Below are 23,689 nucleotides of genomic sequence, written 5' to 3'. Positions count from 1 at the left end.
TGAGCTTGGCTCGGTCCATTCAGCAAGCTAAAGCGCGAACTGCTGACCTAGAAGTGTAATGACGATATCTGTACGGCGCTTGTAAAGATGATGTCGTTACGCTATATGAAAGCGGGTAGATAGGAGTTTCCCATGTCGACTTCACAAACGAGCAAAAGCCCGGACGCAAGCGTGCCGCTGAATATGCGCATCAAGCCCGCGACGCGCAACTTGATTGATCGCGCCGCAGAATTGCTCGGTAAGACGCGCACGGATTTTATGTTGGAAGCCTCCGAACGCCGTGCCGAGGAAGTGCTGCTCGACCGTACCATCTTCACGGTAAGCCCTGAAATCTATGCCGAATACCTTGCCCGGCTCGACGCGCCCGCGAAGCTCAATGAGCGTCTAAAACGCACCATGTCGACCAAAGCGCCGTGGGATGAAGCGTGACCCTCAGCGCACCGGCGCCCCTGGCCGACCATCATGACATGACCGAATTCAATTCCGGCGTCCCTGAACTGGACGGCTGGCTACGTCGCCGCGCCCGTGCCAATCAAGCAGGCGGCGCAACGCGTACCTTCGTCGTGTTTGAGGAAAGCCGCGTCATCGCCTATTACGCGCTCGCCTCCGGCGCGGTAAAACAGCCTGAAGCACCCGGCCGCCTTCGGCGTAACATGCCTGATCCAATCCCAGTCGCCGTGCTTGGTCGCCTCGCCATTGATCAAGCCTATCAGGGGCGCGGTGTCGGCAGGGCATTGGTGCGGGACGCGGGCTTGCGCCTGCTCAATGCCGCCGAAATACTCGGCATCCGCGGCGTGCTGGTCCATGCGATTTCCGATGACGCGCGCGCCTTTTATGAGGCCGTCGGCTTTCTGTCTTCTCCGTCCGACCCCATGATGTTGATGATCGGATTGCACGACCTCAACAATGCGTTGAACACCTAGCATGGTTCGCAGTGATCGCAAGATAGGTCAGGCCCCGCCAGATGTCATACCCCGTACAGCACAATCGGGATCGAGACGGGTACAGGTATGGACTTCATGAAATTGCTGAAATCCCTTGAGGATCTTCTCTATGAGATGGTCTCCTGGCTCGTCTTCTATCCGATCACGATGTGGCGCTCGATCGTCAACCCGCTCCGGATGATGAAGTCCGCCGATGAAGAACTGGGAGATCGCGAAGAGGACCGGTACAGCGACACACTTAGCCCACCGCTGTTCCTGCTTCTGACCCTACTGTTGGCCCAGGCGATCTCCAGCGCGGTGCCTTCGATATATGCCGACGCCACCCTGCCTCCACTCTTGGCATCGACCCCTAACCTCCTTCTCGCACGCGGAGTGATCTTCGGCATGCTGCCATTAGTGATGGCGGTGACACTGGCAAGGAGGAAGTCAGTCAGGCTGACGAGGGAAAGCCTGCGACCGCCGTTTTACAGCCAATGCTATGTCGCCACGGCATTCGTCTTCGTGGCAGGCATGGGTTTGGACCTTATCCTCATCCCTCACCATCTTGGTTTGACGGCGGGTGTCGGGGTCCTTGCCGTGGCAACGGTGTGGTATGGACTAGCTCAGATTCGCTGGTTCAAGCACGATCTCGGTATCAGCACTGCCGCCAGTGTTACCCTGTTCCTCGGAAGGTTCCTGCTGGCAATACACATGATCGTCGCGGTAGCCCTCTTGATCGGCTGGACCCTGAGAAACTGGAAATGAGGATCGACCGCGAAGTGTTGGTGAACAGTCCTATTCCCTGAATGTCGATTCCCACCCAGCGTCGAGATGATCCGCGAATTCCGTGTCACTATCGTCCATCAAGGTTGCAACACCCGCATAGCAAAGAAACGCCAAAAGCACCACGATTGGCGAAGCGACACCGCACCACCGGCCGCGTGGATGAAAACGTCATCACCGACAGCCAGATCACGCGCCGCCAATAACCATCGTGACAAACAGGCGATAAACCGCTTCGGATTCTTTTCCGGCCGGTTCGAGAGCGGATTGCTGTTCACTGCAGCCTACGAGGACGAGCGCCATCACGGGAAAAAGACATCGCAGGATTGGCTCTCCTCCCATATTTTCCGGTATGGAACGACATGAGGAGTGACTAGTTCCCACCCGGAGAAACCCCAAAAAAAGGCAAAATTCGTTGTCAGTCCCCAGGGAATGGAACTAAGCCGCGATCGCTCGCGTTCAACGTGCCTCTACATTCAGGAGCTTACCTTGGACGCAAATCTAACCATTGCCGCCTTCGCCGCCACCGCTTCATTCGTATTTCTCGTCTGGACCATTACTCGGGCATAATCAGCGCGCTTGCAGCATCGCGATGCACGGGAAAACTCCCGCCAAGAGCTCTTGAAGCCTGTCAGCGGCCGAACGACAGATCCAAACCCTGACAATGACCGTCTTTGCTGCAGTCGGCCCCGAACTGAGACAAAGAAGCTTCGGCATTCTCGAGTGCTGCTATCGCCGTTCTGTGGGATGGAAAGCAGGAGGTCTTCCTCTCCAGTCGATGGTAAGGTCGGAAACATTTGAGCCGACTGCCGGTTAGCCTAGCGATCAGCTAGGCACGCTGGATCGGTATCGTTTTCATATCGAGACATATATGATCCTTTGGCTTTCAGACGTCACAAAATCCTACCAGACTGCGGAGGGAGAGATTGCGGTCTTAAAGGGCGTGGGTCTTGAGTTGGCAAAAGGCGAGAGCCTCGCTCTGACAGGTGAGTCGGGGAGCGGGAAAAGTACCCTTCTTCACCTTGCGGGCGGGTTAGACAAGCCCGATAGCGGTAGCATCCAGGTAAACGGGCGAGAAATCACAAAACTCGATGACGCTGGCCGCGCTGGCTTCCGGCGAACCGAGGTCGGAGTAATCTTCCAGCAATTCAATCTCATTCCGAGCCTCGACGTCGGATCAAATGTCTCCTTCCACGCGAGGCTTGCCCGGAGGTTCGATCCGGAGTGGGAGACTGAACTTGTCGAAACTCTCGGGATCAGCCAGCTTCTTCGACGCTATCCCGAACAGTTATCAGGCGGACAGCAGCAGCGGGTGGCGATCGGACGGACCCTTGCAGCGCGGCCACCCCTTGTCCTGGCGGACGAACCGACGGGCAATCTCGACGAGGCCACAGCAAATGCGGTGCTCGACGTCATGTTGCGTCTCACAAAGTCTGCGGGCATTGCTCTTCTTCTTGTTACCCACTCCAACCGGCTCGCCAACATGCTTGACCGGCGGATTTCCCTCAGTGGTGGGAAGGTTGTCGCATGAGCTGGATCGCTTTTGGGGCCCTCATATCCCACTGGCGCTACCGCCCCCTGCAATTTGCTACGTTGATTGTTGGTGTGGCGCTTGCAACAGCATTGTGGTCGGGGGTGCAAGCGATCAATGCGGAAGCAAGGGCAAGCTATGGACGTGCGGCTGCCGTACTCGAACAGAGTGAGCTCGACCAACTTGTTGCAAAGGATGGCAGGTTAATACCGTCCTCGACATACGCTAGGCTGCGAAGAGCAGGCTGGAACGTATCGCCGATAATGGAAGGCGACTACAGGTTTGGCGGGATCCGTATCAGGCTAGTAGGCATCGAGCCGTTAAGCATGCCGCCGGAAGGAAAGGTGTCCACGGTATCAAAGGCTTCCGAGCTCGTCGAGTTTGTTGGTCCTCCGGGACAATTATTGGTTTCGGCCGCTACCGCCGCCCGTCTAAAGAGCACGGAGGGCCTTACGATGAAGGTCTCCGGCGATCTTCCAGACGGAACGGCCTTCGTCGATATCGGGGTTGCCGATCGGCTGCTGAACCGCAAGGGTGGTCTGAGCAGGATTGTCATTGCACGCTCCCAGGGGCTCGGCCTCCAAGCCTTGGAAAAGCTTGCACCTGAGCTCGCGCTGAAAGACGCCGGGGAGAGACCAAACGTCGCTCGGCTGACGGACAGTTTTCACCTCAATCTCACGGCCTTCGGCTTCCTTGCCTTCGTTGTCGGCCTGTTCATCGTCTACTCAGCCACAGGTCTTTCCTTTGAGCAGCGCCGCTCCACGTTCCGGACCCTGCGGTCACTCGGCGTCTCACTCCGCTCACTGACGGCCATGCTTCTCGCCGAAACAATCGTTTTTGCGCTTTTCTCAGGAGGTATCGGTGTCGTGCTCGGGTACGTCGTGGCTTCCGCTCTCCTGCCCGGGGTCGCGGCGACATTGCGTGGTCTCTACGGCGCAAGCGTGCCTGGGGCACTCTCGTTTAGAACGGAATGGTGGCTGGCGGGTTTGGCGATAGCGCTGGTTGGCACGGCACTATCGTCGGCAAATCATCTTTGGCGGGTCTGGAAGATGCCGATACTGGCAGTGGCGCAACAGAGGGAATGGGCGCGGGCGTCGACGAGAAGCATGACGGTACAAGCGGGCCTCGGCTCGTTGCTGCTGCTGGCATCGAGTTTAGTGATCCTCATAGGCAAGGGCCTTTATTCGGGCTTCGCGGTCCTCGCGACCCTTCTTTTGGGAGCCGCTTTGATCTTGCCACCGGTCCTGGCATTCGTGGTGGCGCTAGGACAGAAGGCGTCTAAACGGGTTCTTAGCCAATGGTTCTGGGCTGATACCAACCAACAGCTGCCGGGTCTTTCCCTTGCGCTGATGGCACTGCTTTTGGCCCTTTCGGCAAACATCGGTGTCGGGACGATGGTTTCCAGCTTTCGCCAGACGTTTATGGGATGGCTCGATCAGCGCCTGGCCGCGGAGGTTTACGTTACTGCTCGCAATGAGGCCGAAGCGGAACGCCTTCGGCAGTGGTTTCCAAACCAGGTGAGAGCTGTCCTTCCCATCTGGAGCACGCAGGGAGAGGTTGTTGGAGAGCAGATGCAAATTTTCGGTGTGGCCGACGACCCAACCTACCGCGATCACTGGCCGCTGCTTATGGGATTACCGACAACATGGGATGAGGTTGCCAATGGGACCGGCGCGTTGGTCAACGAGCAGCTCTGGCGATCCGGCAAGGCCGCGCTTGGGCAGCAGATCAAACTTCCCGGCGGTTGGGTTAGCACTGTCGTTGGCGTGTTTTCCGACTACGGCAATCCGACAGGACAGGTCATTGTTGGCGTGGATGCTTTGGTCCACCATTATCCAGATGTTTCCAAGCTTCGATACGGCTTGCGTATGGAGCCGGCACAGGTGCCGGAATTCAGGAGGAAACTCAAGGATGACTTCGGCATCCCGGAAAGCAACATCGTCGACCAGACCTCGCTCAAGCAGCAATCAACAGCGATCTTTGAACGAACCTTCGCTGTCACGGGAGCGCTCAGCCTGTTGACCCTGGCAGTTGCAGGCTTCGCAATGTTCTCGAGCCTTTTGACATTGTCATCACTTCGCCTTCCCCAACTTGCACCCGTCTGGGCCATGGGCATTCGTCGCCGTGATCTCGCGCTCGTTGAAGTGGTCCGGACCCTTGCTCTATGGCTCGCTACCTTCATCGCATCAATCCCGGTCGGATTGGCACTCGCCTGGGTGTTGCTGGCGATTGTCAATGTCGAGGCTTTCGGGTGGCGGCTGCCGTTGATCCTGTTTCCAATGGATTGGTTGAGGCTTGGGATCGTTGCCCTGATATCGGCCATCATCTCTGTTGCGATACCGATACGGCGACTTGCAAAGACCGATCCCGCCGATCTTCTCAAGGTGTTCGCGAATGAGCGCTAGAACGATCATCCTCACAGCTTTGATCCTGTCCCTGTCGGTGCCAATTACTGTTGTTGCACAGGGCTTTGCGGGGCTTGGCTCTAATGCTGAGGGTTTCGCAATGCCCCAGCGTGGGCACAAAATCGAGTTTCCCCGAGATCATGGACCACATCCAGATTTCCGGATCGAATGGTGGTACATCACCGCCAACCTGAAAACCGTAGACGGCCGACAAATTGGCGCGCAATGGACACTTTTCCGATCTGCACTTGCACCTGAAGAGCGCCAGGGCTGGTCGAGCCCCCAAGTCTGGATTGGCCACGCCGCAGTCACCACCCAAGACCACCATTACGTCGCCGAGCGACTTGCACGCGGCGGGGTTGGGCAGGCAGCCGTCGTTGCTGCTCCTTTCGAGGCATGGATAGACGATTGGAAGATGCAGAGCCGCGCGGCTTCATCACAGGGCCATCTCGACCACCTTGAACTCTCGGCAAAGGACCGCGATTTTTCCTATCGACTGACGCTCGATACTGACGGCCCCTTGGTCCTTCAAGGAGACGAGGGATATTCGGCAAAATCGGCGTCGGGTCAGGCAAGCTACTATTACTCACAACCGTTCTTTGCGGTCCATGGCACGGTTGAGCTCGACGGTGAAACCCACGAGGTTACCGGAAGAGCCTGGCTGGACAGGGAGTGGTCCTCCCAGCCTTTGGCGGTGACCCAGACGGGTTGGGATTGGTTTTCCCTGCATCTGGCCTCCGGCGAGAAGGTCATGGCATTTCGGCTCCGCGATAGCGGTCCGGGCTACATCTCAGCGACTTGGATCAATGCCGATGGCAAGCCGGCGCCACTCAGTTCTGAAGACGTCTCGCTTGAGCCGGTGAGGACGACGAACGTCAAGGGTAAGACGATCCCCGTTGAATGGAGAGTAAAGATCCCCAGCCGAGGTCTCGATATCCGTACGAAAGCACTCAATGACCAAGCCTGGATGACGACTTCAACACCCTACTGGGAAGGGCCGATTCAAATTGAGGGCAGTACGCCAGGGCAGGGCTATCTTGAGATGACAGGATACTAACTGGATGTAGCAGTGATAGACAGGCATCACGAAGGCTTGCCAAACCGCGACCGGCCCAACACCGCCATGCCGGCTCTTTGCCGAGCTTTTATCATTGAGGACCAGTGTCTAGCCGCTCCAGAAAGCCACTTACGAGCGGGACGACTTCGTCAAGGTTGGTCTCCAACAGCCAGTGGCCGCCATCCAGCAGATGAAATTCGGCGTCGGGCAGGTCCCGAAGATAAGCTCGCCCGGACTCTTCAGGCATGTAGTGGTCCTGGGGTCCCCAGATGATCAGCGTGGGCGGCCTGTGGGTTCGAAGGTATTGGCGATGGAAGGAGAACCAGGCTCGGTTGTTCTTCAGGTCGGAGAGAAGTGTTGCGGTGAAATCCTTTCTCCTTTCAGTCATCAAGCTCCAGTGCAAGTGCCAGAGATCTGCTGGAATGAGCGCTTTCAGATCCGGGCGAACATCGTTTAGGAATTCTTCGCGAAAGTTCGCCTCGGTTACAGCATTGCGCATTTCCGCGTGCATTCCCTCAACGGGTAGCGACCAGGTTTTTTCGATCTCGGCGTATTTCGGTCCCAACGCGTCCTCATATGGAATGTCGCCGTTCTGGATGATCTGCCCAACAATCCGTTCGGGCTTCATGATGGCAAGTCTTGCTCCGATCGGCGAGCCGAAGTCATGCAGATAGATGATGAAGCGTTCAAGGCCAATGGTCTCGACGAACAGATTTAGCCAGGCGGCGTAGCCGTCGAAGGTGTAGGAGAAGTCCTCCGGGCTCTCGCTGTAGCCAAAGCCCGGATAGTCCGGCGCGATCAGCCGCCATCTGTCCGCCAGTCGTGGCATCAGGTTTCTGAATTGGTAGGACGAGCAGGGATATCCGTGCGGCAACAGGATAACCGGGGCACCGATCGGACCTGCCTCCCTATAGAAGGTGTCGACACCAGCGACTGAGATCCTGTGATGTCTGATGCGTGTGTCCATTGCCTTGCTCCTCCTAGAGTTTTAGGAACAACGCGTTGCGAAAGGCTCTAGTTGCACCTTGTTTCGAATTGATCCGCTCCTATCGACACGACAAGAAGAGGGCTCATCCACGAAGCCAGCAACACAGATCTCTTACTGTCCCTGGAGCGCAACACGAGGATGTGCTTGCCCATGTGCGGGCGTCCTCAGGCTCACTCATACGACGAACGCCCTCACCTCATTGCGGGCGGGGACCCGTTACTCGTCACCGTTTCGAGGGCCGAAGCTCGGCGAGCAGGTTTTGCGAACTGTGCCATTGATCACCGCCACTTCGTCTATGTTTCACGGGGGCCGCGGGTGCTTTGCATCGAATGCTCGGCCAGAAATTTCTATCGGATATTTCCGATCAGGGTTATAATTCGCTTTAGAACGGTTCTGAAGCGATGGAACAGGCACCCTTTAACGCATTCCGGTATGGTTTGGCGTCGTTGCTAGTACGTCGTCCGCATTTGCGTTGCCACGCACCCATCGCGCATTGGTGGACTTATGAAATAGAAAACTACGCTGTTGCGGTTAGGGCTCGAGACACGTGCCGAGCAGTAGCCGACGAGGAGCGTGCCGCCAAGTATGATGCAATCTGTCGCGGTATAGAGGACGATCTCGAAAACTGCCTAACAGTGCTGTCGGATCGGTGAAACTGCTAGTAGAGTTCAGGTCGCCAACGCACTTGAGGTTCAATTCGCATCCGGCGCCGGCTGGAGCTTTGAGGGGCCAGGTTCTAGCCCAGCATAGCCGTGCACGGACACAGGATACGCGGGTCTGCCCTCACCCCCTTGCGTCTCGACACTGCGACGTCCCGCTGATTGGGAGGAAACTACCATGTCGTCGAGCGATTTCCAAAAAGCTAACGCGCCACCACCAAAGTTAAACATTGTCGGCCGCAGGCTTTCCAAAGCCAGAACTTTAAACCAGGAGCAGAGAGATTTAATCAGCGCCTATCGGCAAGGGAAACTAGACGAAGAAGCTTTCCAGTTGCTTCTATGCCGAGATCCGGATTTAGCAGCGTGGGTGCACCAAGTGCTGGAAACTGCAAGTCATGATCCTATGACACGATAAGACGCGGCATTTGAATGAGCCCTTGGACGTGGTGATTCGCGTTTCCGGCTACCGCGCCAGCCTCGGCTTCGACCAGGCACATCACCGTCCTCGATAGAAAGGAAGGAGTTCGATCCGGACGCGGTTTTGTAGGGCCTGGTTTGCGCTGACATGAAATCTAATGCGCGCGACGTTGTATCTCCATGGCAAAGAGGATGTACGGCAGGGAACAATTAAATACTTCCGTAGTTCATAAGGTAGCCGGGCGTAAGCGTAATCGGAGCGAGGTGCTCTCCCTATCCTCGGAGAACCCGAGGTTGCTTCCAGCTTTCGAACTGTGACGCGGGGTTCGAATCCCTGCCCCGGCTGCCGACATGTTAAACGACATCATAGGTTTATGGCGTGGTTTCTGAGGTAAGCCTTAAACACCCGCTATACATGGAAACCCCTCGGGCGGACCGCGGCATATTGGGTGGTGGACTAGGGGCAGGCGATGCCGGACGGGACTTGTTGCGAAATCTCTGTTGCGCTCGCTGAGCAGATCCGGACGCTTAGGATCCTGAACGAGAGCCAATGGACAACGCCTGTGTGATTTCCCTTATCGAGTCGCAACAGAGCGACGAAGGAGCGACGTCCAGGATCGCGAGGATCTTCGGATGTCGCTCTGTGGGCTTTCGAGCGCAGCGCTCAGATTTCAGAGCGTCCAGCCCCCGTCGATTGTCAGGCTTGCGCCGGTCATGAAGGACGTGTCGGGGCCTGCGAGATAGGAAACCATCCCCGCGATTTCATCGGGGTTGGCTACACGCTTCAAAGGACTGCGATCAGACAACATCTCGATGGCTCCAGCGTTCATGTCGGTGTTCGTGGGACCGGGCTGAATGTTGTTGACGGTAATGCGCCGAGTGGCCAGGTCAAGGGCGAGGCCCTTCACCATTGCCGCCACGGCCGCCTTGGAAAACTGGTAGACGCTCGTTCCAGCCATGCCGGTCCTTTCCGCCGTGTTGGAGCCTATGGTGATCACGCGGCCGCCATCCTTCATATGCGGAACTGCGGACTGGATGGAAAGGAACACGCCGCGAATGTTGACGTCGATCATAAGATCGAGTTCTTCCAATCTGACCGCTTCCACAGTGTTGAGCCGCAAGATGCCCGCATTGACCACGATTGCGTCGATCAGGCCAAAGGCATCGACCGTCTTGGCCACCGCAGCACGAATGGCCTCGGCATCTGCGCTGTCAGCCTGAATCGACACGGCCCGCCGACCTCCCTCTTCGATTTCGGTCATGAGGGACTTTGCGCTGTCTGGTCTGGATACATAGGTGAACGCGACGTCGTAGCCGTCCTTGGCAAGTCTCCGGACGGCCGCGGCGCCGATACCACGCGCACCTCCGAATACGAGTGCCGTTTTGCGTTCTTGGATCGTCATGAGAATCTCCTTTTATTGACGGATCTGTCCATAATTAGTCAAATGAAAAGCCTCCTGTTTGGGGAGGCCGGTTACGACCTGAGGCGTTCCGTTGCGAAGCGCGCCATAGCCCTGAGATCGGCAGCTTTTGCGCCGCCACGTGCGGCCACTTGTAGTCCGGTCATCGTCATCTGGATAAACGCCGCACTTTCATCAGGGTCGAGATGCGGAGCAAGCTCTCCCGATCGCTGACCTTCCAAGACCCTCTCTGCGATGCGCCGCACCAGTGCCGCGCTTGCTGCGCTGCGTCGCGCATTGAGATCCGGATCGGTCACCCCGAACTCGCCCACGGATCCGACGCCCATGCATCCCAGCGCCCGCTCGGCATCGTCATCTGATACAAGGCCTGTAAGCAGATCTTCAATTCCCTGCAGAGGCGATGATGGCCTGCTCAGCCTCGTTATGTGCCCTCTGTTTGTCCGCTGTTGGTAAGTATCCAGCGCTTCCAGGTAAAGCGTCCTCTTATCCCCGAACGCACCATAGAGGCTCTGTCTTCCAATCCCCATTGCTTCACGTAAATCGTCGGTGGAGGTCGCGGCAAATCCCTTCGCCCAGAAGACTCTTAATGCCTTATCCAATGCCGTGTCGCGGTCGAATTCCCGTGGTCTTGCCATATTAAGCACATATCCGTTCTGGATAGATCAGTCAATAATTATTTCGGCAATGACTACAATCGTGCTTGCCGTCGGCGATCACACGCCCATGGCCACCGGCTCGACATTCGAGCACCTCGTGCAAGTTTGCCTTAACCGTCAGCGTGTCAATGTGAAGGTCCTGACGAAGGTGTCGTGGGTGTGCATCAGCTTGAAGTTTCTGAAGGAGCAGATCGGGAGTCAATGGATAATGGGCGCTAATACCTCAATCGCCAGGCCGGAAATCCATTTGCGCTTCCATGTCTGCAAATAGGGAGATGCGAAAGCAAGACGCGGATCACGGCGTCGGGAAGCAGATTTCCCCGACACTTGGCCCAAGTTTGACTTAGCTGTTAAGAGGCTAAGAAGCGCCGTTTGGCCGTTGTGGCTACCAAAGGCTGCGATCCAGCTGCGCGGTGATCATAGGCACTGCTGCCGCGCCCGCCGAACCCAGTCGTAGTCGCTGTACGAGCTTGCCGAGCACGAATGTGACTGCGGTTGTCGCGGCAATACGCAACCAAGGATGCGCGTCAGCTTTCGCTGCCGCTGAACTTTCGTTCCCGGCGCGGATGAGCGAAAGCTGCTCACGCAGCGCTGCAACCTCTCGGCGGAGATACGCGACCTCGCGCTGAACCGCCTCGAGATCGCGCTTTTCGGTGGTCTCGACATCCTCGACAGAATGTTCGTCCTCCAAATCTGCAAGATGTGAAGCGAGTTCTCCCCGCCGAATTCCTTTTGACCGGATACCCGTCATGGACGCCTCTCCTCAGTGCTTCTTCGATTTATGATCGCCACGGTCACCCTCGCCGGGCTTCGCATCACCCTTCGCCTTGTGGCGCTTGTCAGCTGCCAGCGAACGGCTGACGTCGACACTCTCGCTGAATTGCCCCTTGCCATCTCGGCGGACATAGCGCTTGTCGGACCCGGTATCGATGAGTTCACGTTTTGACATCAGACATCTCCTTCGTTGTGGAGGAGGAAACGCGCATCGATTCAAATGGTTTCGGGGTCCCTGTGAGGTAGGAAACGAACCTCTGGTCATCCGCAGGGGCGCACGCGGTGAAGCGCGGCGAGGATAAGGCTCTCGACCCCTTTTGACTATGATCCCGGTTCTTAGTGCGTAGCATGCAAATGCTTTTCGCTCGAACCGCCGCAACAGCAAATGATTGCGGGACCTGATCAATCGGACTGGGGGCATTGACAAAGTTGTCGCCTTTCGGCAACCTTGAGGCGAGTTCTAACGTATTTGGACGTTTTCCATGTCTTTTTACCCATTTTGAGCACGGAAAGGTTGAGCATGCCTCGGTCGCCATCACTTGTTTTCGTGACTGCTAGCTTCGTCGGGCTGAGCGCGGTTTTGGCGGGTGGACTCGGATACATCACGCTCAACGACCGTGTTGCTGCCTATCAGGAGAATGCCCTGTCGGTGGCGGTTCAAACCCGTCTGCGCGGGGCTCAGATCGGGTTCTCCTCAGCGCTTTTTCGAGAATGGGAAGGACTTCAGGCAATAGCGGGAAAAGTCAATTCCGCTGACCCCGGGCCCCTCACCCAGGCGCTCGATCTCTCCGTTGGTTCCGGAGATACGATCTCGTGGGCTGGGTACGCCGGTAACGACGGCATCGTCAGAACAGCGTCGAATGGACTGCTCGTCGGAAAAAGCGTGGCGTCCCGGCCCTGGTTCCAACAAGGATTGCAGGGCGACTTCGCAGGTGACGTTCACGAAGCGGTCTTGCTTGCATCGCTTTTGCCATATCGAGGGGAAGAACCGCCGAGGTTTCTCGATCTCGCGTCACCTATCAAAGGAGCCGACGGCACGGTGGCGGGCGTGCTCGGTTATCATCTTAACTACGACTGGGCCGCGCGCGTCCTCAAGGAGACAGCGGCTGCGCTCGATGTCGACCTCTTCCTGGTGAACGTTAACGGGGATGCAGTAATTGCGACCGACGGCGGTCAATACCACTCTCCAGATTTGGCGAGCTTTAGGACAGCACGAACTGGTGCTGCAGGGGTCAATCTCGAAACCTGGCCCGACGGCCGATCATACTTCACCGCGGTACTTCCTGAGCTTGGCTACCGGGACTTGCCGCGTTTCGGTTGGAGCATGATTGCGAGGATTGACTCGAGCAAGCTTGCAGAGCCAAACCGGCAATTTTCGACCAACCTTATGTGGAGCCTCGGACTATTTGGCCTGCTACTGCTGCTATTGACGACTGTGTTCCTCGTGGTCTTTATCAGACCATTCGGACTGTTGGCTGACAACGCTCGACGGATTGCCGATGGAGAAGATACATACCCTTTCGAGTCCCATCGAACACGCGAGCTGAGCATGATCGGGGCCGCGATCGCGAAACTTCAGGCAGGTAACGCCAAATCCCACGACCTCAGGTAAACCGGGCGATCGCGTCTCGGATGAGCGCGGACGCGCGGGTGCGCGTGACGCTGGGGACGTCTCCCTCTGAATAGAGCCGCCGCAGCAACGCGTCATGTTGGGCTTCGTCCAATTCGAGGGACAAAATTCCTCCGTCGGTCGTGCTCTGGATCACGTAGGCTTTGATCTCTCCTATCTGCCTTACGGACACCGAGACGGCAGTCCCTACCGCCAAATTCGCACCTCTTACACGAGCCGTTTCCTGAGTTAGGTCGGTGAGCCAAATTCGACGGCTCGTCCCCTGGGCCGAAAGGACGCAACGTTCGGGGCGGTCAGCGAAATGTTTCTCCGCCCTCGGCAGCTCCACGCACACGACTAAGGTCACCAGGAGGGAAAACAGGTTGTAGAGGGTCCAAAAGAGGATGATTACCTTGCCGTCTCCAGCGTCGTTGAAGGCAAATCGGTCCGAGAATATCCCGAGCAAAATACCCAAAACGGTCAGCCCGAGGATGATTAGAAACGGGCGCATTATTTGCCACTGCACGATGACCTTTGTCCGGTCACCGCCCTTGGCGGTAACACTGAACGGATGGCCGTGGGGCTTGAGGAGGCCCGTGATGGCGGCCCTGGTGATGGGGATCGCTCCGATTAGTTGGCTTACGTCGTTCACGATTGGCACGACGAGACCGCTCGAGATGAAGTTGAGAACGAATAGGATCCAAACAAAGTAGACGCCGAAGTATCGGATAACCTCTGAAACGGACGCATCGACCACGGTCACATTGAAGAACCAGTAGAAAAGTGGAAACACGAAAGACGCAAGCCGGAACGAGAAGCTGGTGAGCCAAAACAGGACAGAGTCCGCCACGCTCCAACGGTCCCGCAGGCGGAGACCGTTGCGCGACAAAGGTCCAAGGCGGCCGCGTGCAATTTGCATAAGGCCAAGGCACCACCGCGCTCGTTGTGTTACGTATTCCTTAAGTCCTTCAGGTGCCAGGCCTTCAGTAAGCGCCTCATTGAGGTAAACCGTTCGAAAGCCTTTTTCCTGGAGCGCGAGCGTCAGCATGAAATCCTCGGTGATGCTATCCGTGGGGAACCCACCGATGGCCTGAACGCCGGCAAACCGAATGACGGAGGATGTCCCGCAGCAAAACGCGATTCCCCATCCGTCTCGGCTCGGTTGAAGGTGATCGAAGAAAAAGCGCTGTTCGTCCGGGTATGATCGGCTCAGTCCGAGATTGTGCTGTATTGGGTCTGCGTTGAAGAAATGCTGCGGCGTCTGGACCAGGCCAACGTCCGCCTCATGAAACAGAGCCAACGTTCGACTGATGAAGTTAACGTGCGGCACAAAGTCCGCGTCGAGTACCGCTATGAAATCCGGCGGCTGCTCATCCAGAGCAAGAAGGTTTAAAGCATGATTGATATTCCCTGCTTTTGACCCTTTGTTGTCCGGCCGCCTCACATATCTTACGGACCGACGCGCACAAAACTCCTGCAGCCAGTCCCGCCTCCCGTCATCGAGGACCAGGACCTCGAAGTTCGAATGATCGACCGCCTTGGCACCCACGATTGTCCGCTCCAATACCGATCGATCTTCGTTGTAGGTCGCGATCAGGATGGCCACCCTGGGTGGGGGACTGTTGCCCCACCAACTCTTGAAACGCTCTACCTCGAGCGACCGATCAGTCTTGCGCATCATGATCGTAAAGGCGCTGATCGATGACAGTAGCGAGGCTGCTTCAAGGGCCAAAAATGACCAGCTAAAAAAGCAATCTGCCGTCAAACCGAATGGCGCTACGGTCTCAGTCACCCTCCACCAGAGATATCTGAGCGAGAGTAAAATTCCGACACCGAAAAGGATCGTCCTGTCGAGAGTGCGATTGGGCGACAGGAAACTTGGCAAGGCAAGCGCCACCCCGATAACCAGAGCCAATTGGGCAATACTTCCCTGCAGTTCGCTCAGATAAAACATGAGCTAGTCCAGGAAAGAGCGGAACCAGTCGAGCGGGCGACGCTCGAAAAATACCCGTCCGGTTCGTCCGACCAGACATCTTAATTTAGCGTCATCCTGAAGGGCGGGTACGGTTATCGTGACGTCATATCGTTCGAGATGTCGCTGGCTCGGAGCGATTGCAAGGTTCTTGTAGACCGTCTCCGCCCCAGCCCCGGCGAGCCTCGTTATCGTGCCGGGCATCACCTCGCTTCGACCGTTTAGGCGGAATTGCGCCGATCCGCCCACTACCAGCCGGTTGTAGACGCTCTCAGAAACCGACAACGTTACGATCGTTGAGTCGCAGTCGACAAGGCGAAGCACGTCTTGTCCGCGTTGAAGCGTTTCGCCGTCTGCAGCCAGCACGTCCCATAGAAGGCCGTTGACGTTTGACTGCAGACTGGCAGATCCAAGTTTATTCACTCTAAGACGCTCCACCGATAGTCGCGCGTTCAGAGCAGCGACCCGCTGGTCCTGGGCCTTGAGCTGGCTGTTAAGCTCGGCTTCTCGAAGTTCCAGCTCAGCAATTCGCTGTTCCGAATATGGGGCATCATTATATCCATCTCCAAGGAAGATGCCGCGGCGAGCAGCTTCCAGGCTGACCGTGGTGGCGGCGGTCTCCGAGCGCGCGTTAGCCAATTCCAAACGTGAGACCTCCACAAGAGACTGGGCGCGCTGATACGATGTGCCCGTCTCTATCCCCCTGTTCGCAAGCGTCGTGCTTCTTTCGAGTTCCAGGGTGGCCGAGTTCAATTTCGCCTGAGCGGCGTCGCCAAGTGATTTTGAGGCTGTGACCTCGGCTTCGAGTTGTCGCACCCGATCGACCGAGTAGTTTTTCGAGCGCTGTCGCAAAAGATCAATTGCCGAGCGAACGGATACCAAATCGAGCGTGAGCCGTGCGCCTTCGGCCTCTCCCTGAGACGTTTCCCTTTCCAGGTCGCTCACGCGAACGTTGTCGACTAAATTGTCGTCGACCCGGCCGATCTGCTCGTTGCGCTTGACCTGTGCTCCAAGGGGCCGGTTCTGTAGGGACAATTGTCCTGATATTGGCGATCGCAACGTCGTCAAACGCGCATTGATAAGTGCGTCAGCGCTTGCCCCGCTCAATTGTTCACCCACGACCACGTAACCTGCCACGAGAACAACAATTATTCCTATCACCAACTTCAAAATTCGCATGCTCGCTCCGTTGAGTTCGTACGCGTCCACAGCTAGCTGACGAGCGTTGATATAGGCCGGCCAACCAAGTTATCACTACCTTAGCGAGTTATTTTCGAATAAAATTGCCCTGGGAGGCTTGGAACATTACTTCCACGGGTATTCGAGATATCTGGTTGCGGCCGCAGGACTCGTGTTGACGAGCCGGATGTCAACGATGACGTGGTCGCGCCATTGCAGCGGTCTTTCCGGTAACCGCGCGTCTGCCGGTTGATCAGTAAAGGCGAGAAAGGCTAGGCAGGATAAGAAGCCTGATGGCTGAATGCGTCGATGATGCGCGGCACGTGGTGCGTCGAGGAGGAGATTTTGCCAAGTGGTGGCGTCGCTGCTTTGCGCCGTCAAGCCATTCGACACTCATTCGGCGGCAAAACAGGGCCAGAAAGTCGGCGCGGCGCTCGTCTTTAGCGTCAATTATTAGTGGAAGTCCCCGCTCTCTCCTGCAAGTCGCAGGCAGCGGAGTGCTGCGGCGGCTAGGAGCTGCCTCCCAGCCCCTGCCCAGCAACCGCGCGGTATCCAGTCGCGCAAGCGTGAAGCCCGGCACATCATGGCGGGTAGGACCGCGTATGGGACACAGGTGCTTGCTCGACTGCTGAAGCGCGATCGATAGAACCCCAGAATGCGGTCCGGCACTGCGTCGTCGACAGTAAGGTCTTGGAGGCATTTTGCTCATGGCTCTGACGGGCAAAGCGGACCAGGAAGTCGTTCATCTGACCGTCGCCGTAGTCGAAGGCTGCGCGATCTTGAGACTTTGCGATCGGTTCCTCATGCCAAGCATGGAAGGTCATAGGCTGTCAGGCAAACCGGCAATCGCCGCGCGCAGCTTGGCGGTGGGTTTGGGAGGATTTCCAGAAGCTCAAGAATGTGAAGATGATCGCGCTTTGACACCTTGATCGTCTCGGAGACGCTTCAATCACAGCCTCTGCTTCTCGCACGCGGACTGCTTGCCGAGGTTCGTCGGATCGGAATTCCGAAGCGCTGCAGTTTGCACGAGCTTAGCCTTGGCTGTGGCAGGCACCCTCAAACGGATAAGCTCACTGTTCTCGTTGGCTACGCTTAGCATGTTAGCCTCTATTGCATCGTCGGCACCATTTCTTTGTCGCTATTTGGCTGAATCGCGCATGGAGAAGAGCCATACGCCGTAACATCGGCCGAAAGTAAGATCGCCGACCTCAGCGTGATAAGTGAACCCATGTGATTGAGGTACGACCTAAGTCCTGTCCATTTCAGACTTCGGCCCGATGCTTTTCTCGGTCGCCTTCCTCTATCTTCGATAGCATCGAAGCACAACAATGCAATTTGGAGGAAGCAATGCGTATTTTAACCCTGGCATCTATCGCGGCATTTTCCGTCGCTGCCGCCGCTGGCCCAATTGGGACCGCCGGTTTCGATATAAGCGCCTTGGCTAAGAGCGGAGGCAATGGGGGCGGCAACGGCGGCGGGAATGGTGGTGGCCAAGGCAATAGCGGCAACCACGGCGGCGGCAACAGCAATAGCAAAGCCGATGGATCTCGTCAGCCGGGCAATGGGAAATCGCAGGGTGGGCTCAAGGGAAAGTCGAGTGATGCCGGAAGCAAGGCGCAATCCACAAAGGGCAACAAGTCGACAGTTGCCACGCGCGAGAAAACTACCTCGGCACAGCTCGCGGGTCTCAACTCGCTCAACCGAAACTATCGGGCCTACATGCATACATCCGATCCCCGCATGGCGGCGGTCGCAGCCTATGCTATGGCTTATGCGCAATACGAGCTGGATAACGGAACGGAGCCCTCTGTCCATGATCCAATTCTCGGCGATGAGGCTCTGGAGGATGCGCTGGCATCAGCTACCAGGAGCGGCGAAGTCAGCCCCGTTGTTCTCGATCGGGCCAAGACCATCCTGGGGGTTGGCGAGGAAGAGGGGAAAATCGATCAAATCCGCGCTTCCCTGAAACGGCCCCAGCCGATAACGCCTGACGAGTAAAAACGGTCACCGCAGGGCGAGACGAGGTCACCGAGCAGGGGCACGACGAACTGATTTGCGGCGGATAGCCATGCGATCTCTATCCGTCATTAATCTGCTACAGCCGAGTAAACTCGAGACTCCCTAGTTTCCATTCACCGGCGATTGAGTTGATCAATTCTGATTAGTGCTTTCCGGCGCTACAAAGACCGCGTTCAACATGGTCGTGAGACCGTAGGCGCCTACGACCAGGAGCAGCACTGAAATAATGATGAAACTCCAGACGGTACGGCGACCAAAGCTGCGACCTTTCGGCCGCCGGTCGATGTTACCATCGTCGTTGCCGCGTGGCATTGGCCTTCCTCCCAATCATCAATGGTAACATGTGCGAGGAAGTGGGCTTCTGACAGTCAGACTTCAGTCTGATGTACTACGTGGGTAACGAGACGCGACCTTCGTCTCGCGGAGGACTAGACTTCGGTCCGATGTACAATCGCGAGCCATCCTTTAGCTTGGGATGGCGGGCGAGCGGCTTTCGTACTCTTGGCGTGGCTCGCGATGTTTGTTGGAAGAACGTCCATTCTTCCATTGTTTCCGATATCGCCACGAGCCTCTCAGGCGGGTCGCGATCTTGATCGAAGTCATGGCGGCATTACCGCGTACGTGGGATAATCCGGAGATGGTGGATGTTCGTTCACAAGTCCGTTTTCAAGTTCGGGACAGCGTTGCCTTTCCCGATCGCTTCGCGGTCATCGACATTTTTCTGGCGCGCCCTTTCGAGTTGGAAGGGCTGCTTCTGGATGATCTCTCCCGCGAGGAAGCGGTCACCATCGCTGACATTCTTAACAGGTATGAAAGTAAGAAGCGTGCGCACTAATTCTTTGCATATTTGCAGAAGGGACGAAAATCTCAGCGGCCTTGTAGTCAGCTTGCACCCGCCCGGCGTGGCGTGAAGGATAGCGGTCCTCTTAACTGGAATTCAGCGGGCTGTTCCCAGTGGCGCGGTGCTGCTACGGTCCGGCGGAATAGGTGGTCGTCTGACATTGCAAAGCGAGATCTAGTTTTGGGGCGCTCTTAGCCGGCGCGACCTAGGGCTGGAACAATTGACAGCATTGTCAGTTTGGCTTCCGAGGAGAAGCTTTGGGCCACCTACTCACTCGGTGGAGGCTGCACGGGTCCCTCTTCCTCCGGCCGTCTCGGAGCTTTTCCTCGCCTTCGGGAGCAAGCCCCACCTCGCCCAGCGAGCGACCTTCGTCATGTTATCGGACGCCTCTTGCCGTTCCTTGGCTGGTTGAAGGCCGCTTGCGCGGAGTTCAATCCTCCTTGATGTCCTCACATCTTCGTTCATCGGATCGTCGAACCTGGCGGCCCAGGTATTTTGGGTTCCGGACCTATCGCACGACGGAGACGGCCGTTTGCAAACGCTGGGTGGCGGCTCCATAGAGACAAGGATATCGGAGCAACGCCGTTCCGAGGAGCATGCTGGCCGTTGTCGGTCAGCCAATAGCGCGGCCACGCGAACCAGATGTTCGTCCGGATCCGAGACCGCGAACTGTGCCATGGTTGCTTCAGCGGTCCTGCAAAAGTTTCCATTTGCTTCAAGCCGCTAGGCGATTTCCTCGACATCATCAGTATAGAAATAGATCCCGAAGGGGCTCGTTCCCGGCACCAGCCAATCCTCTGCCGCCTTCGTCAAGTGAATATCCGCGCCAGCTTCATTGGTTAAAATGATGTAGTCGCCATAGTCGACGCCGTCCGGATCGCTGCGAAATCCCTGGGGCCATAAAACGCCTCCGATGCAGCAAGGTCGTTACACGGAATGACTGCAGTCAGGCGTCGTCTTTCGGTCGTGGTATATCCTCACTGGTCAAAAGAAGGTCGCCATATCGCAATTCGCTACCAGGCAAACGGTGCCCAGCTCGCAAACTGACGTCAATGATCAACGGCCAGCCTCTTCCGCGCTGTCGATGAACTTATTCGACCGCTCGGACATTCTAACCCGAATTGATTTCCAGGACAGTGGTTGACCGACGAGATGAAACAACACCATCGCATATTCTTCATTCAGTTCGCCGTCGCTTTCTCGCTCGGCGCGCTGGTCGCTCGTCTGCCAGATATCCAGCTGAAATTCTCTCTCACCAAAGCCGAACTTGGGCTGTTGCTTGCGGTGTTATCGACTGGCGTTCTCTGCGGTCTCACCTTTTCGATCGGCCTCATCGAGCGGCTAGGTGTGCGCTCGACGGCCTTTATCACGGTTTTCGGTGCGGCCTCGTTTTTCGCATTGATCCCATGGATGCCATCGGCCCTCGCCGCTGTGCCTCTATTTTTCGCCGGCGGTGTGTTGACCGGCGCTTTCGAAGTCAACGCCAATCTTGAGACGGATAGGCGGGAGGCATTGCTCGGGTATCGCATCATGAGCCGTGCCCACGGCATGTGGAGCGTCGGATTTTTTCTGACAGCGCTGATCGCTGCCTGGATGCGGCAGGTTGGAGTGCCGCTCGAACTTCATTCCGCGCTGGTGCTCTTCGCTGTCGTAATCAGTGGATCAATCGTGTTCTGGGGCATTGTACCCGCTCCACCGAGACATCGCGCCCAGTCCGGTGGCGCTTCGGCATTTGCGTTTCCGAGATTTGGTCTTCTGCCGCTCTGCCTCATAGGCGGCGCACCGCTTCTAGCGGAGGGCGCTAGCGTCGATTGGTCAACTATCTATATGCGAGACGTCTTCGCGGCCGAGCCCTTCGCCGCCGGACTCGGCGTCACGTTGTTCTCGCTTGCGATTGCTATCGGGCGGCTCTCCATGGATCCGCTCGTCGACCGGTTTAGCCCTCGCCAGGTCGCACGCGCACTTCTGACCGTGACTGTGGCAGGGCTCGTCACCGTGGCAACGGCGCCTCATCCCTATTTCGCCCTTATTGGCTTTTGCTTGACCGGGATCGGCTGCTCATCAGTCTATCCTTTGGCGATATCGGCGGCCGCGCAACGAACCGATCGCGCCGCGTCGGTCAACGTTGCGTCACTCGGCCAGACAACTTTCCTGGTGTTTTTTGCAGGTCCACCGGTCCTTGGCTTCATAGCCGAGCACCTTGGGATCCGCATGTCCTATGGCATCGTGATCCCACTCGTGGTCGCGGCATTGCTCGTTACGACAGCGCTGCCCTCGGATCGGGGAACGGCCAGCTGAGATATCTCTGTAGATCATTGCGGATCCCCGTCGGCCGCGAACACGAGGAAAACATAGTCACCGACGCGCTCGCTCGGCGCTCTGGGGCTCGCGGCGGCCGCGCAATCCTTGGCCAAGGTGCGATCGAGCGGTATTCACCGAAGTGTCATCTGGCAGCGTGGAACAGAGGCGCTCTGGCCTGGTTTATCTCCCGGCTATACGGAGGAGCGAGAATGGACACTGACCAAGAAAGACGCGAGCGAGCCTACCGGATCTGGGAGGATGAAGGGCGCCCCGACGGCAAGCACGAGGACCATTGGCGGCGTGCGGAAGAGCCGCATGCCGAGACCGGACGTCAAGCCGACGAGGTCACCGAGGCAAACCAGAATGCTTCAGACGAATTCAACGGGAAGCGCCGCAGAAAGGCACCTGGACCGGACGTGCGGCCACCGTCGACGGTCGCGCCCGACTAAGTTGTGCGATTGAGAAGGAGTTAGCCATGTCATTTCCTGACGAGCCAATCGTCCCACTTCCCACGCTGCCGATCGAAACGCCACCTAGAGATCCCGACCGTGTCCCGGGCGATGAAGCCTTACTCGATACCGAACCGGACGAGCCTACGAATCTGATGGTCAGCGCTTCGCGCCAGCACTGCCCGACTTGGATCCTTCTGTGCCATGGCGCCCGTCTGCGAACGGAGCAACGGCCATGAACGGCAACTGGCGCGACGACCTGCGGCTCAAGCTCGAGAGCTTTCGATGATCTTGTCTTCTCGGCGCTAGGCACTCCGAGGTCTATGACGCGATCAGCGAAGAGATCGAAGCGTTGAGGGTCTCCTACAAGAAGGATCCCGACCCGGCCGACGATCCTGGAGAGGTCGAAGAGCCGTCTAACGACTGGCAAGCCGATTGATCGTCAGGCGGGCTCCCCGTTGAGGACAAGAGCGGAGCCGTAGAAATCGCCTTTCTCGATAGCGAGACTAATTGTTGGCTCAGTCGGGTACCGGGTCCGCCCCGAGTGCGACAAGGAGATCGAAATCGTTCCTGGCGCGATCGCTACCGGCTCGATGCTTTCCATTGCTTCGCGCAATTTGCCCTCTGGGACAAAATTGGCAAAGCTCAGGCGACAGGCTTAGGTTACACAAGCCGCCGCCTACTGCGCGAAAAAACAGGTTCGGAAACAGGAACTCCACCTGTCGCGCGATAGCTATACTCGAAGCGCACCGGCGCGATTTGCAGATAGGCCGCTGGTGCTCAGGCCGCAGCTGTTCTATTTGCGTACAAGGCTGAAGGAGAAGTGGCTCCCTCTGTGATAGTCGATCGCGTAGATTACCGGCACTCCCAGCTCGTTGAAACAGGTCTCGGTGATAAGCAAGGCGGGTCCAAAATCCCTTAGATCGTTGCGTTCGACCACCGGTGCGGGAAGCATGACGGCACTGACCGTGGCCGAGGACATGCGCGGACGCTGCCTGTATTGCCCCAGCAGCGAAAGCAACGAGCCGCTCCAGTCGATATCGTAGAGACGCATCGGAACAATCCTGCGCGGGACATAGTCAACGCAGTACATTATCGGTTCATCACGCTCGAGGCGCAGGCGCTCGATACGGATAACACGTTCCGCCTCGCCGAGCTGTAGATGCTTTGCTATCTCCGCATCGGGCATTTCTTCCGAAATCGAGAGAACCTTATTGATCGGCTTATAGCCATAGGCGCGCGTCATGTCGGTGACGCTTTCAAAGACGGTAATGGGGCGGTCGACCTGAACGGCGGAGATCGCCGAAACGAAGCGACCGCGGCCGTGCTCGACGTAGATCTCACCTTCCTGCTCCAACAGCTTCAGCGCTTCGCGAAGCGCCGGCCGTGAAACGTTGAAACGCTCGGTAAGTTGGGCTTCGGTCGGCAGCTTGTCGCCCGGCTTCAGGCCTTCGTTGCGAATGAGTTCGGCGATACGGGCACGGAGCTGGATGACGATGGTGCGCGTATCGCGAATGGAATCGTTCAATCGAGTTTTCTCTCTGGGTCCACTACGGTCCTTTTTCTTGTCTGACAAATTTCCTCAGGTCAAGGCTGGGGGGCAACTCACCCGTGGAAGGGCGAGGCGATAGGAGTACAGGCGGCTTCCACACTCAGCGCAGTGACACTTGACAGCTACGAAGGAAGATGTCAGTTGTCTTACAAC

The 23,689-nt window shown here is 57.2% G+C and carries 23 protein-coding genes; 13 read left to right on the top strand and 10 right to left on the bottom strand.

Features of this window, described 5'->3' with window-relative positions; all coding sequences use genetic code 11:
* Positions 1-132: 132 nt before the first annotated feature.
* The 7 genes from JNB88_RS18265 (at position 133) to JNB88_RS18235 (ending at position 6,699) form a co-directional block, all read left to right on the top strand.
* Positions 133-429 carry a type II toxin-antitoxin system TacA family antitoxin gene (locus tag JNB88_RS18265; protein ID WP_220356669.1) on the top strand — a complete coding sequence of 99 codons (297 nt, stop codon included), beginning with the start codon at positions 133-135 and terminating at the stop codon, positions 427-429.
* On the top strand, positions 426-923 hold the full coding sequence (locus tag JNB88_RS18260) for a GNAT family N-acetyltransferase (RefSeq protein ID WP_338111009.1): 498 nt from the start codon (positions 426-428) through the stop codon (positions 921-923). Before JNB88_RS18265 ends, JNB88_RS18260 begins: the two co-directional genes overlap by 4 nt.
* Before the next feature lie 96 nt (positions 924-1,019).
* Positions 1,020-1,688, top strand: a complete 669-nt coding sequence (locus JNB88_RS18255) for a permease (RefSeq protein WP_223217243.1) — start codon at positions 1,020-1,022, stop codon at positions 1,686-1,688.
* A gap of 66 nt (positions 1,689-1,754) precedes the next feature.
* Positions 1,755-2,072, top strand: coding sequence for a hypothetical protein (locus tag JNB88_RS18250; protein ID WP_220356667.1), 318 nt, complete (start codon positions 1,755-1,757; stop codon positions 2,070-2,072).
* A 505-nt stretch (positions 2,073-2,577) separates the two neighbouring features.
* Entirely contained in the window at positions 2,578-3,237 is a 660-nt protein-coding gene (locus JNB88_RS18245) for an ABC transporter ATP-binding protein (RefSeq protein ID WP_220356666.1), read from the top strand.
* Positions 3,234-5,642: an ABC transporter permease gene (locus tag JNB88_RS18240; RefSeq protein WP_220356665.1), complete on the top strand. Its 2,409-nt coding sequence runs from the start codon at positions 3,234-3,236 to the stop codon at positions 5,640-5,642. Before JNB88_RS18245 ends, JNB88_RS18240 begins: the two co-directional genes overlap by 4 nt.
* Entirely contained in the window at positions 5,632-6,699 is a 1,068-nt protein-coding gene (locus tag JNB88_RS18235) for a lipocalin-like domain-containing protein (protein WP_220356664.1), read from the top strand. The genes JNB88_RS18240 and JNB88_RS18235 overlap by 11 nt, the downstream gene beginning before the upstream one ends.
* Positions 6,700-6,790: 91 nt before the next feature.
* Here JNB88_RS18235 and JNB88_RS18230 read toward each other — a convergent pair whose 3' ends face one another.
* Positions 6,791-7,666, bottom strand: coding sequence for an alpha/beta fold hydrolase (locus JNB88_RS18230; RefSeq protein ID WP_220356663.1), 876 nt, complete (start codon positions 7,664-7,666; stop codon positions 6,791-6,793).
* 858 nt (positions 7,667-8,524) lie between these two features.
* On the opposite strand from JNB88_RS18230, the gene JNB88_RS18225 reads away from it, so the two are divergent.
* Positions 8,525-8,761: a hypothetical protein gene (locus JNB88_RS18225; protein WP_220356662.1), complete on the top strand. Its 237-nt coding sequence runs from the start codon at positions 8,525-8,527 to the stop codon at positions 8,759-8,761.
* Positions 8,762-9,434: 673 nt separating this feature from the next.
* Here JNB88_RS18225 and JNB88_RS18220 read toward each other — a convergent pair.
* The 4 genes from JNB88_RS18220 to JNB88_RS18205 form a co-directional block, all read right to left on the bottom strand.
* Complete coding sequence (locus JNB88_RS18220; RefSeq protein ID WP_220356661.1) at positions 9,435-10,166, bottom strand: SDR family NAD(P)-dependent oxidoreductase; 732 nt, start codon at positions 10,164-10,166, stop codon at positions 9,435-9,437.
* A gap of 71 nt (positions 10,167-10,237) precedes the next feature.
* A complete protein-coding gene (locus tag JNB88_RS18215) occupies positions 10,238-10,819 on the bottom strand; it encodes a TetR/AcrR family transcriptional regulator (RefSeq protein WP_220356660.1) in 582 nt (193 codons plus the stop codon).
* A 406-nt stretch (positions 10,820-11,225) separates the two neighbouring features.
* Positions 11,226-11,591, bottom strand: a complete 366-nt coding sequence (locus JNB88_RS18210; RefSeq protein WP_220356659.1) for a hypothetical protein — start codon at positions 11,589-11,591, stop codon at positions 11,226-11,228.
* A gap of 12 nt (positions 11,592-11,603) precedes the next feature.
* Positions 11,604-11,789: a hypothetical protein gene (locus JNB88_RS18205; RefSeq protein WP_220356658.1), complete on the bottom strand. Its 186-nt coding sequence runs from the start codon at positions 11,787-11,789 to the stop codon at positions 11,604-11,606.
* Positions 11,790-12,134: 345 nt separating this feature from the next.
* Here JNB88_RS18205 and JNB88_RS18200 point away from each other — a divergent pair, with 345 nt between their 5' ends.
* On the top strand, positions 12,135-13,226 hold the full coding sequence (locus tag JNB88_RS18200; RefSeq protein ID WP_220356657.1) for a cache domain-containing protein: 1,092 nt from the start codon (positions 12,135-12,137) through the stop codon (positions 13,224-13,226).
* Here the strand turns inward: JNB88_RS18200 and JNB88_RS18195 are convergent.
* The 3 genes from JNB88_RS18195 to JNB88_RS33685 form a co-directional block, all read right to left on the bottom strand.
* Positions 13,219-15,177, bottom strand: a complete 1,959-nt coding sequence (locus JNB88_RS18195) for a glycosyltransferase (RefSeq protein ID WP_220356656.1) — start codon at positions 15,175-15,177, stop codon at positions 13,219-13,221. The genes JNB88_RS18200 and JNB88_RS18195 overlap by 8 nt on opposite strands.
* Positions 15,178-15,180: 3 nt before the next feature.
* Complete coding sequence (locus JNB88_RS18190) at positions 15,181-16,374, bottom strand: HlyD family secretion protein (RefSeq protein ID WP_220356655.1); 1,194 nt, start codon at positions 16,372-16,374, stop codon at positions 15,181-15,183.
* 581 nt (positions 16,375-16,955) lie between these two features.
* Positions 16,956-17,198: a hypothetical protein gene (locus tag JNB88_RS33685; RefSeq protein WP_223217242.1), complete on the bottom strand. Its 243-nt coding sequence runs from the start codon at positions 17,196-17,198 to the stop codon at positions 16,956-16,958.
* Between the two features lie 523 nt (positions 17,199-17,721).
* Here JNB88_RS33685 and JNB88_RS18180 point away from each other — a divergent pair.
* A complete protein-coding gene (locus JNB88_RS18180; RefSeq protein WP_220356654.1) occupies positions 17,722-18,372 on the top strand; it encodes a hypothetical protein in 651 nt (216 codons plus the stop codon).
* A gap of 153 nt (positions 18,373-18,525) precedes the next feature.
* Here JNB88_RS18180 and JNB88_RS18175 read toward each other — a convergent pair whose 3' ends face one another.
* Positions 18,526-18,705 carry a hypothetical protein gene (locus JNB88_RS18175; protein ID WP_220356653.1) on the bottom strand — a complete coding sequence of 60 codons (180 nt, stop codon included), beginning with the start codon at positions 18,703-18,705 and terminating at the stop codon, positions 18,526-18,528.
* A gap of 277 nt (positions 18,706-18,982) precedes the next feature.
* Between JNB88_RS18175 and JNB88_RS18170 the strand changes: the two genes are divergently transcribed.
* The 3 genes from JNB88_RS18170 to JNB88_RS18160 all read left to right on the top strand — a co-directional run bounded on the left by JNB88_RS18170 (position 18,983) and on the right by JNB88_RS18160 (position 21,984).
* Positions 18,983-19,228, top strand: coding sequence for a hypothetical protein (locus JNB88_RS18170; protein ID WP_220356652.1), 246 nt, complete (start codon positions 18,983-18,985; stop codon positions 19,226-19,228).
* A 1,158-nt stretch (positions 19,229-20,386) separates the two neighbouring features.
* Positions 20,387-21,532 carry an MFS transporter gene (locus tag JNB88_RS18165; RefSeq protein ID WP_220356803.1) on the top strand — a complete coding sequence of 382 codons (1,146 nt, stop codon included), beginning with the start codon at positions 20,387-20,389 and terminating at the stop codon, positions 21,530-21,532.
* 212 nt (positions 21,533-21,744) lie between these two features.
* Entirely contained in the window at positions 21,745-21,984 is a 240-nt protein-coding gene (locus JNB88_RS18160) for a DUF2934 domain-containing protein (RefSeq protein ID WP_220356651.1), read from the top strand.
* 796 nt (positions 21,985-22,780) lie between these two features.
* Here the strand turns inward: JNB88_RS18160 and JNB88_RS18155 are convergent.
* Positions 22,781-23,512, bottom strand: coding sequence for a GntR family transcriptional regulator (locus tag JNB88_RS18155; protein WP_220356650.1), 732 nt, complete (start codon positions 23,510-23,512; stop codon positions 22,781-22,783).
* Positions 23,513-23,689: the final 177 nt, after the last annotated feature.

The organism is Rhizobium cauense (assembly GCF_019511525.1).
Lineage (GTDB): Bacteria > Pseudomonadota > Alphaproteobacteria > Rhizobiales > Rhizobiaceae > Rhizobium > Rhizobium cauense.
The sequence above is the reverse complement of the archived record's forward strand: the minus strand, read 5'-3'. Positions and strand labels throughout refer to the sequence as shown.

Excerpts from the sequence above, each read along its gene's own strand:
- JNB88_RS18265 (WP_220356669.1), top strand. The coding sequence starts at position 133 with ATGTCGACTTCACAAACGAGCAAAAGCCCGGACGCAAGCGTGCCGCTG.
- JNB88_RS18255 (WP_223217243.1), top strand. The coding sequence starts at position 1,020 with ATGAAATTGCTGAAATCCCTTGAGGATCTTCTCTATGAGATGGTCTCC.
- JNB88_RS18250 (WP_220356667.1), top strand. The coding sequence starts at position 1,755 with ATGATCCGCGAATTCCGTGTCACTATCGTCCATCAAGGTTGCAACACC.
- JNB88_RS18245 (WP_220356666.1), top strand. The coding sequence starts at position 2,578 with ATGATCCTTTGGCTTTCAGACGTCACAAAATCCTACCAGACTGCGGAG.
- JNB88_RS18240 (WP_220356665.1), top strand. The coding sequence starts at position 3,234 with ATGAGCTGGATCGCTTTTGGGGCCCTCATATCCCACTGGCGCTACCGC.
- JNB88_RS18235 (WP_220356664.1), top strand. The coding sequence starts at position 5,632 with ATGAGCGCTAGAACGATCATCCTCACAGCTTTGATCCTGTCCCTGTCG.
- JNB88_RS18230 (WP_220356663.1), bottom strand. The coding sequence starts at position 7,666 with ATGGACACACGCATCAGACATCACAGGATCTCAGTCGCTGGTGTCGAC.
- JNB88_RS18225 (WP_220356662.1), top strand. The coding sequence starts at position 8,525 with ATGTCGTCGAGCGATTTCCAAAAAGCTAACGCGCCACCACCAAAGTTA.
- JNB88_RS18220 (WP_220356661.1), bottom strand. The coding sequence starts at position 10,166 with ATGACGATCCAAGAACGCAAAACGGCACTCGTATTCGGAGGTGCGCGT.
- JNB88_RS18215 (WP_220356660.1), bottom strand. The coding sequence starts at position 10,819 with ATGGCAAGACCACGGGAATTCGACCGCGACACGGCATTGGATAAGGCA.
- JNB88_RS18210 (WP_220356659.1), bottom strand. The coding sequence starts at position 11,591 with ATGACGGGTATCCGGTCAAAAGGAATTCGGCGGGGAGAACTCGCTTCA.
- JNB88_RS18205 (WP_220356658.1), bottom strand. The coding sequence starts at position 11,789 with ATGTCAAAACGTGAACTCATCGATACCGGGTCCGACAAGCGCTATGTC.
- JNB88_RS18200 (WP_220356657.1), top strand. The coding sequence starts at position 12,135 with ATGCCTCGGTCGCCATCACTTGTTTTCGTGACTGCTAGCTTCGTCGGG.
- JNB88_RS18195 (WP_220356656.1), bottom strand. The coding sequence starts at position 15,177 with ATGTTTTATCTGAGCGAACTGCAGGGAAGTATTGCCCAATTGGCTCTG.
- JNB88_RS18190 (WP_220356655.1), bottom strand. The coding sequence starts at position 16,374 with ATGCGAATTTTGAAGTTGGTGATAGGAATAATTGTTGTTCTCGTGGCA.
- JNB88_RS33685 (WP_223217242.1), bottom strand. The coding sequence starts at position 17,198 with ATGACCTTCCATGCTTGGCATGAGGAACCGATCGCAAAGTCTCAAGAT.
- JNB88_RS18180 (WP_220356654.1), top strand. The coding sequence starts at position 17,722 with ATGCGTATTTTAACCCTGGCATCTATCGCGGCATTTTCCGTCGCTGCC.
- JNB88_RS18175 (WP_220356653.1), bottom strand. The coding sequence starts at position 18,705 with ATGCCACGCGGCAACGACGATGGTAACATCGACCGGCGGCCGAAAGGT.
- JNB88_RS18165 (WP_220356803.1), top strand. The coding sequence starts at position 20,387 with ATGAAACAACACCATCGCATATTCTTCATTCAGTTCGCCGTCGCTTTC.
- JNB88_RS18160 (WP_220356651.1), top strand. The coding sequence starts at position 21,745 with ATGGACACTGACCAAGAAAGACGCGAGCGAGCCTACCGGATCTGGGAG.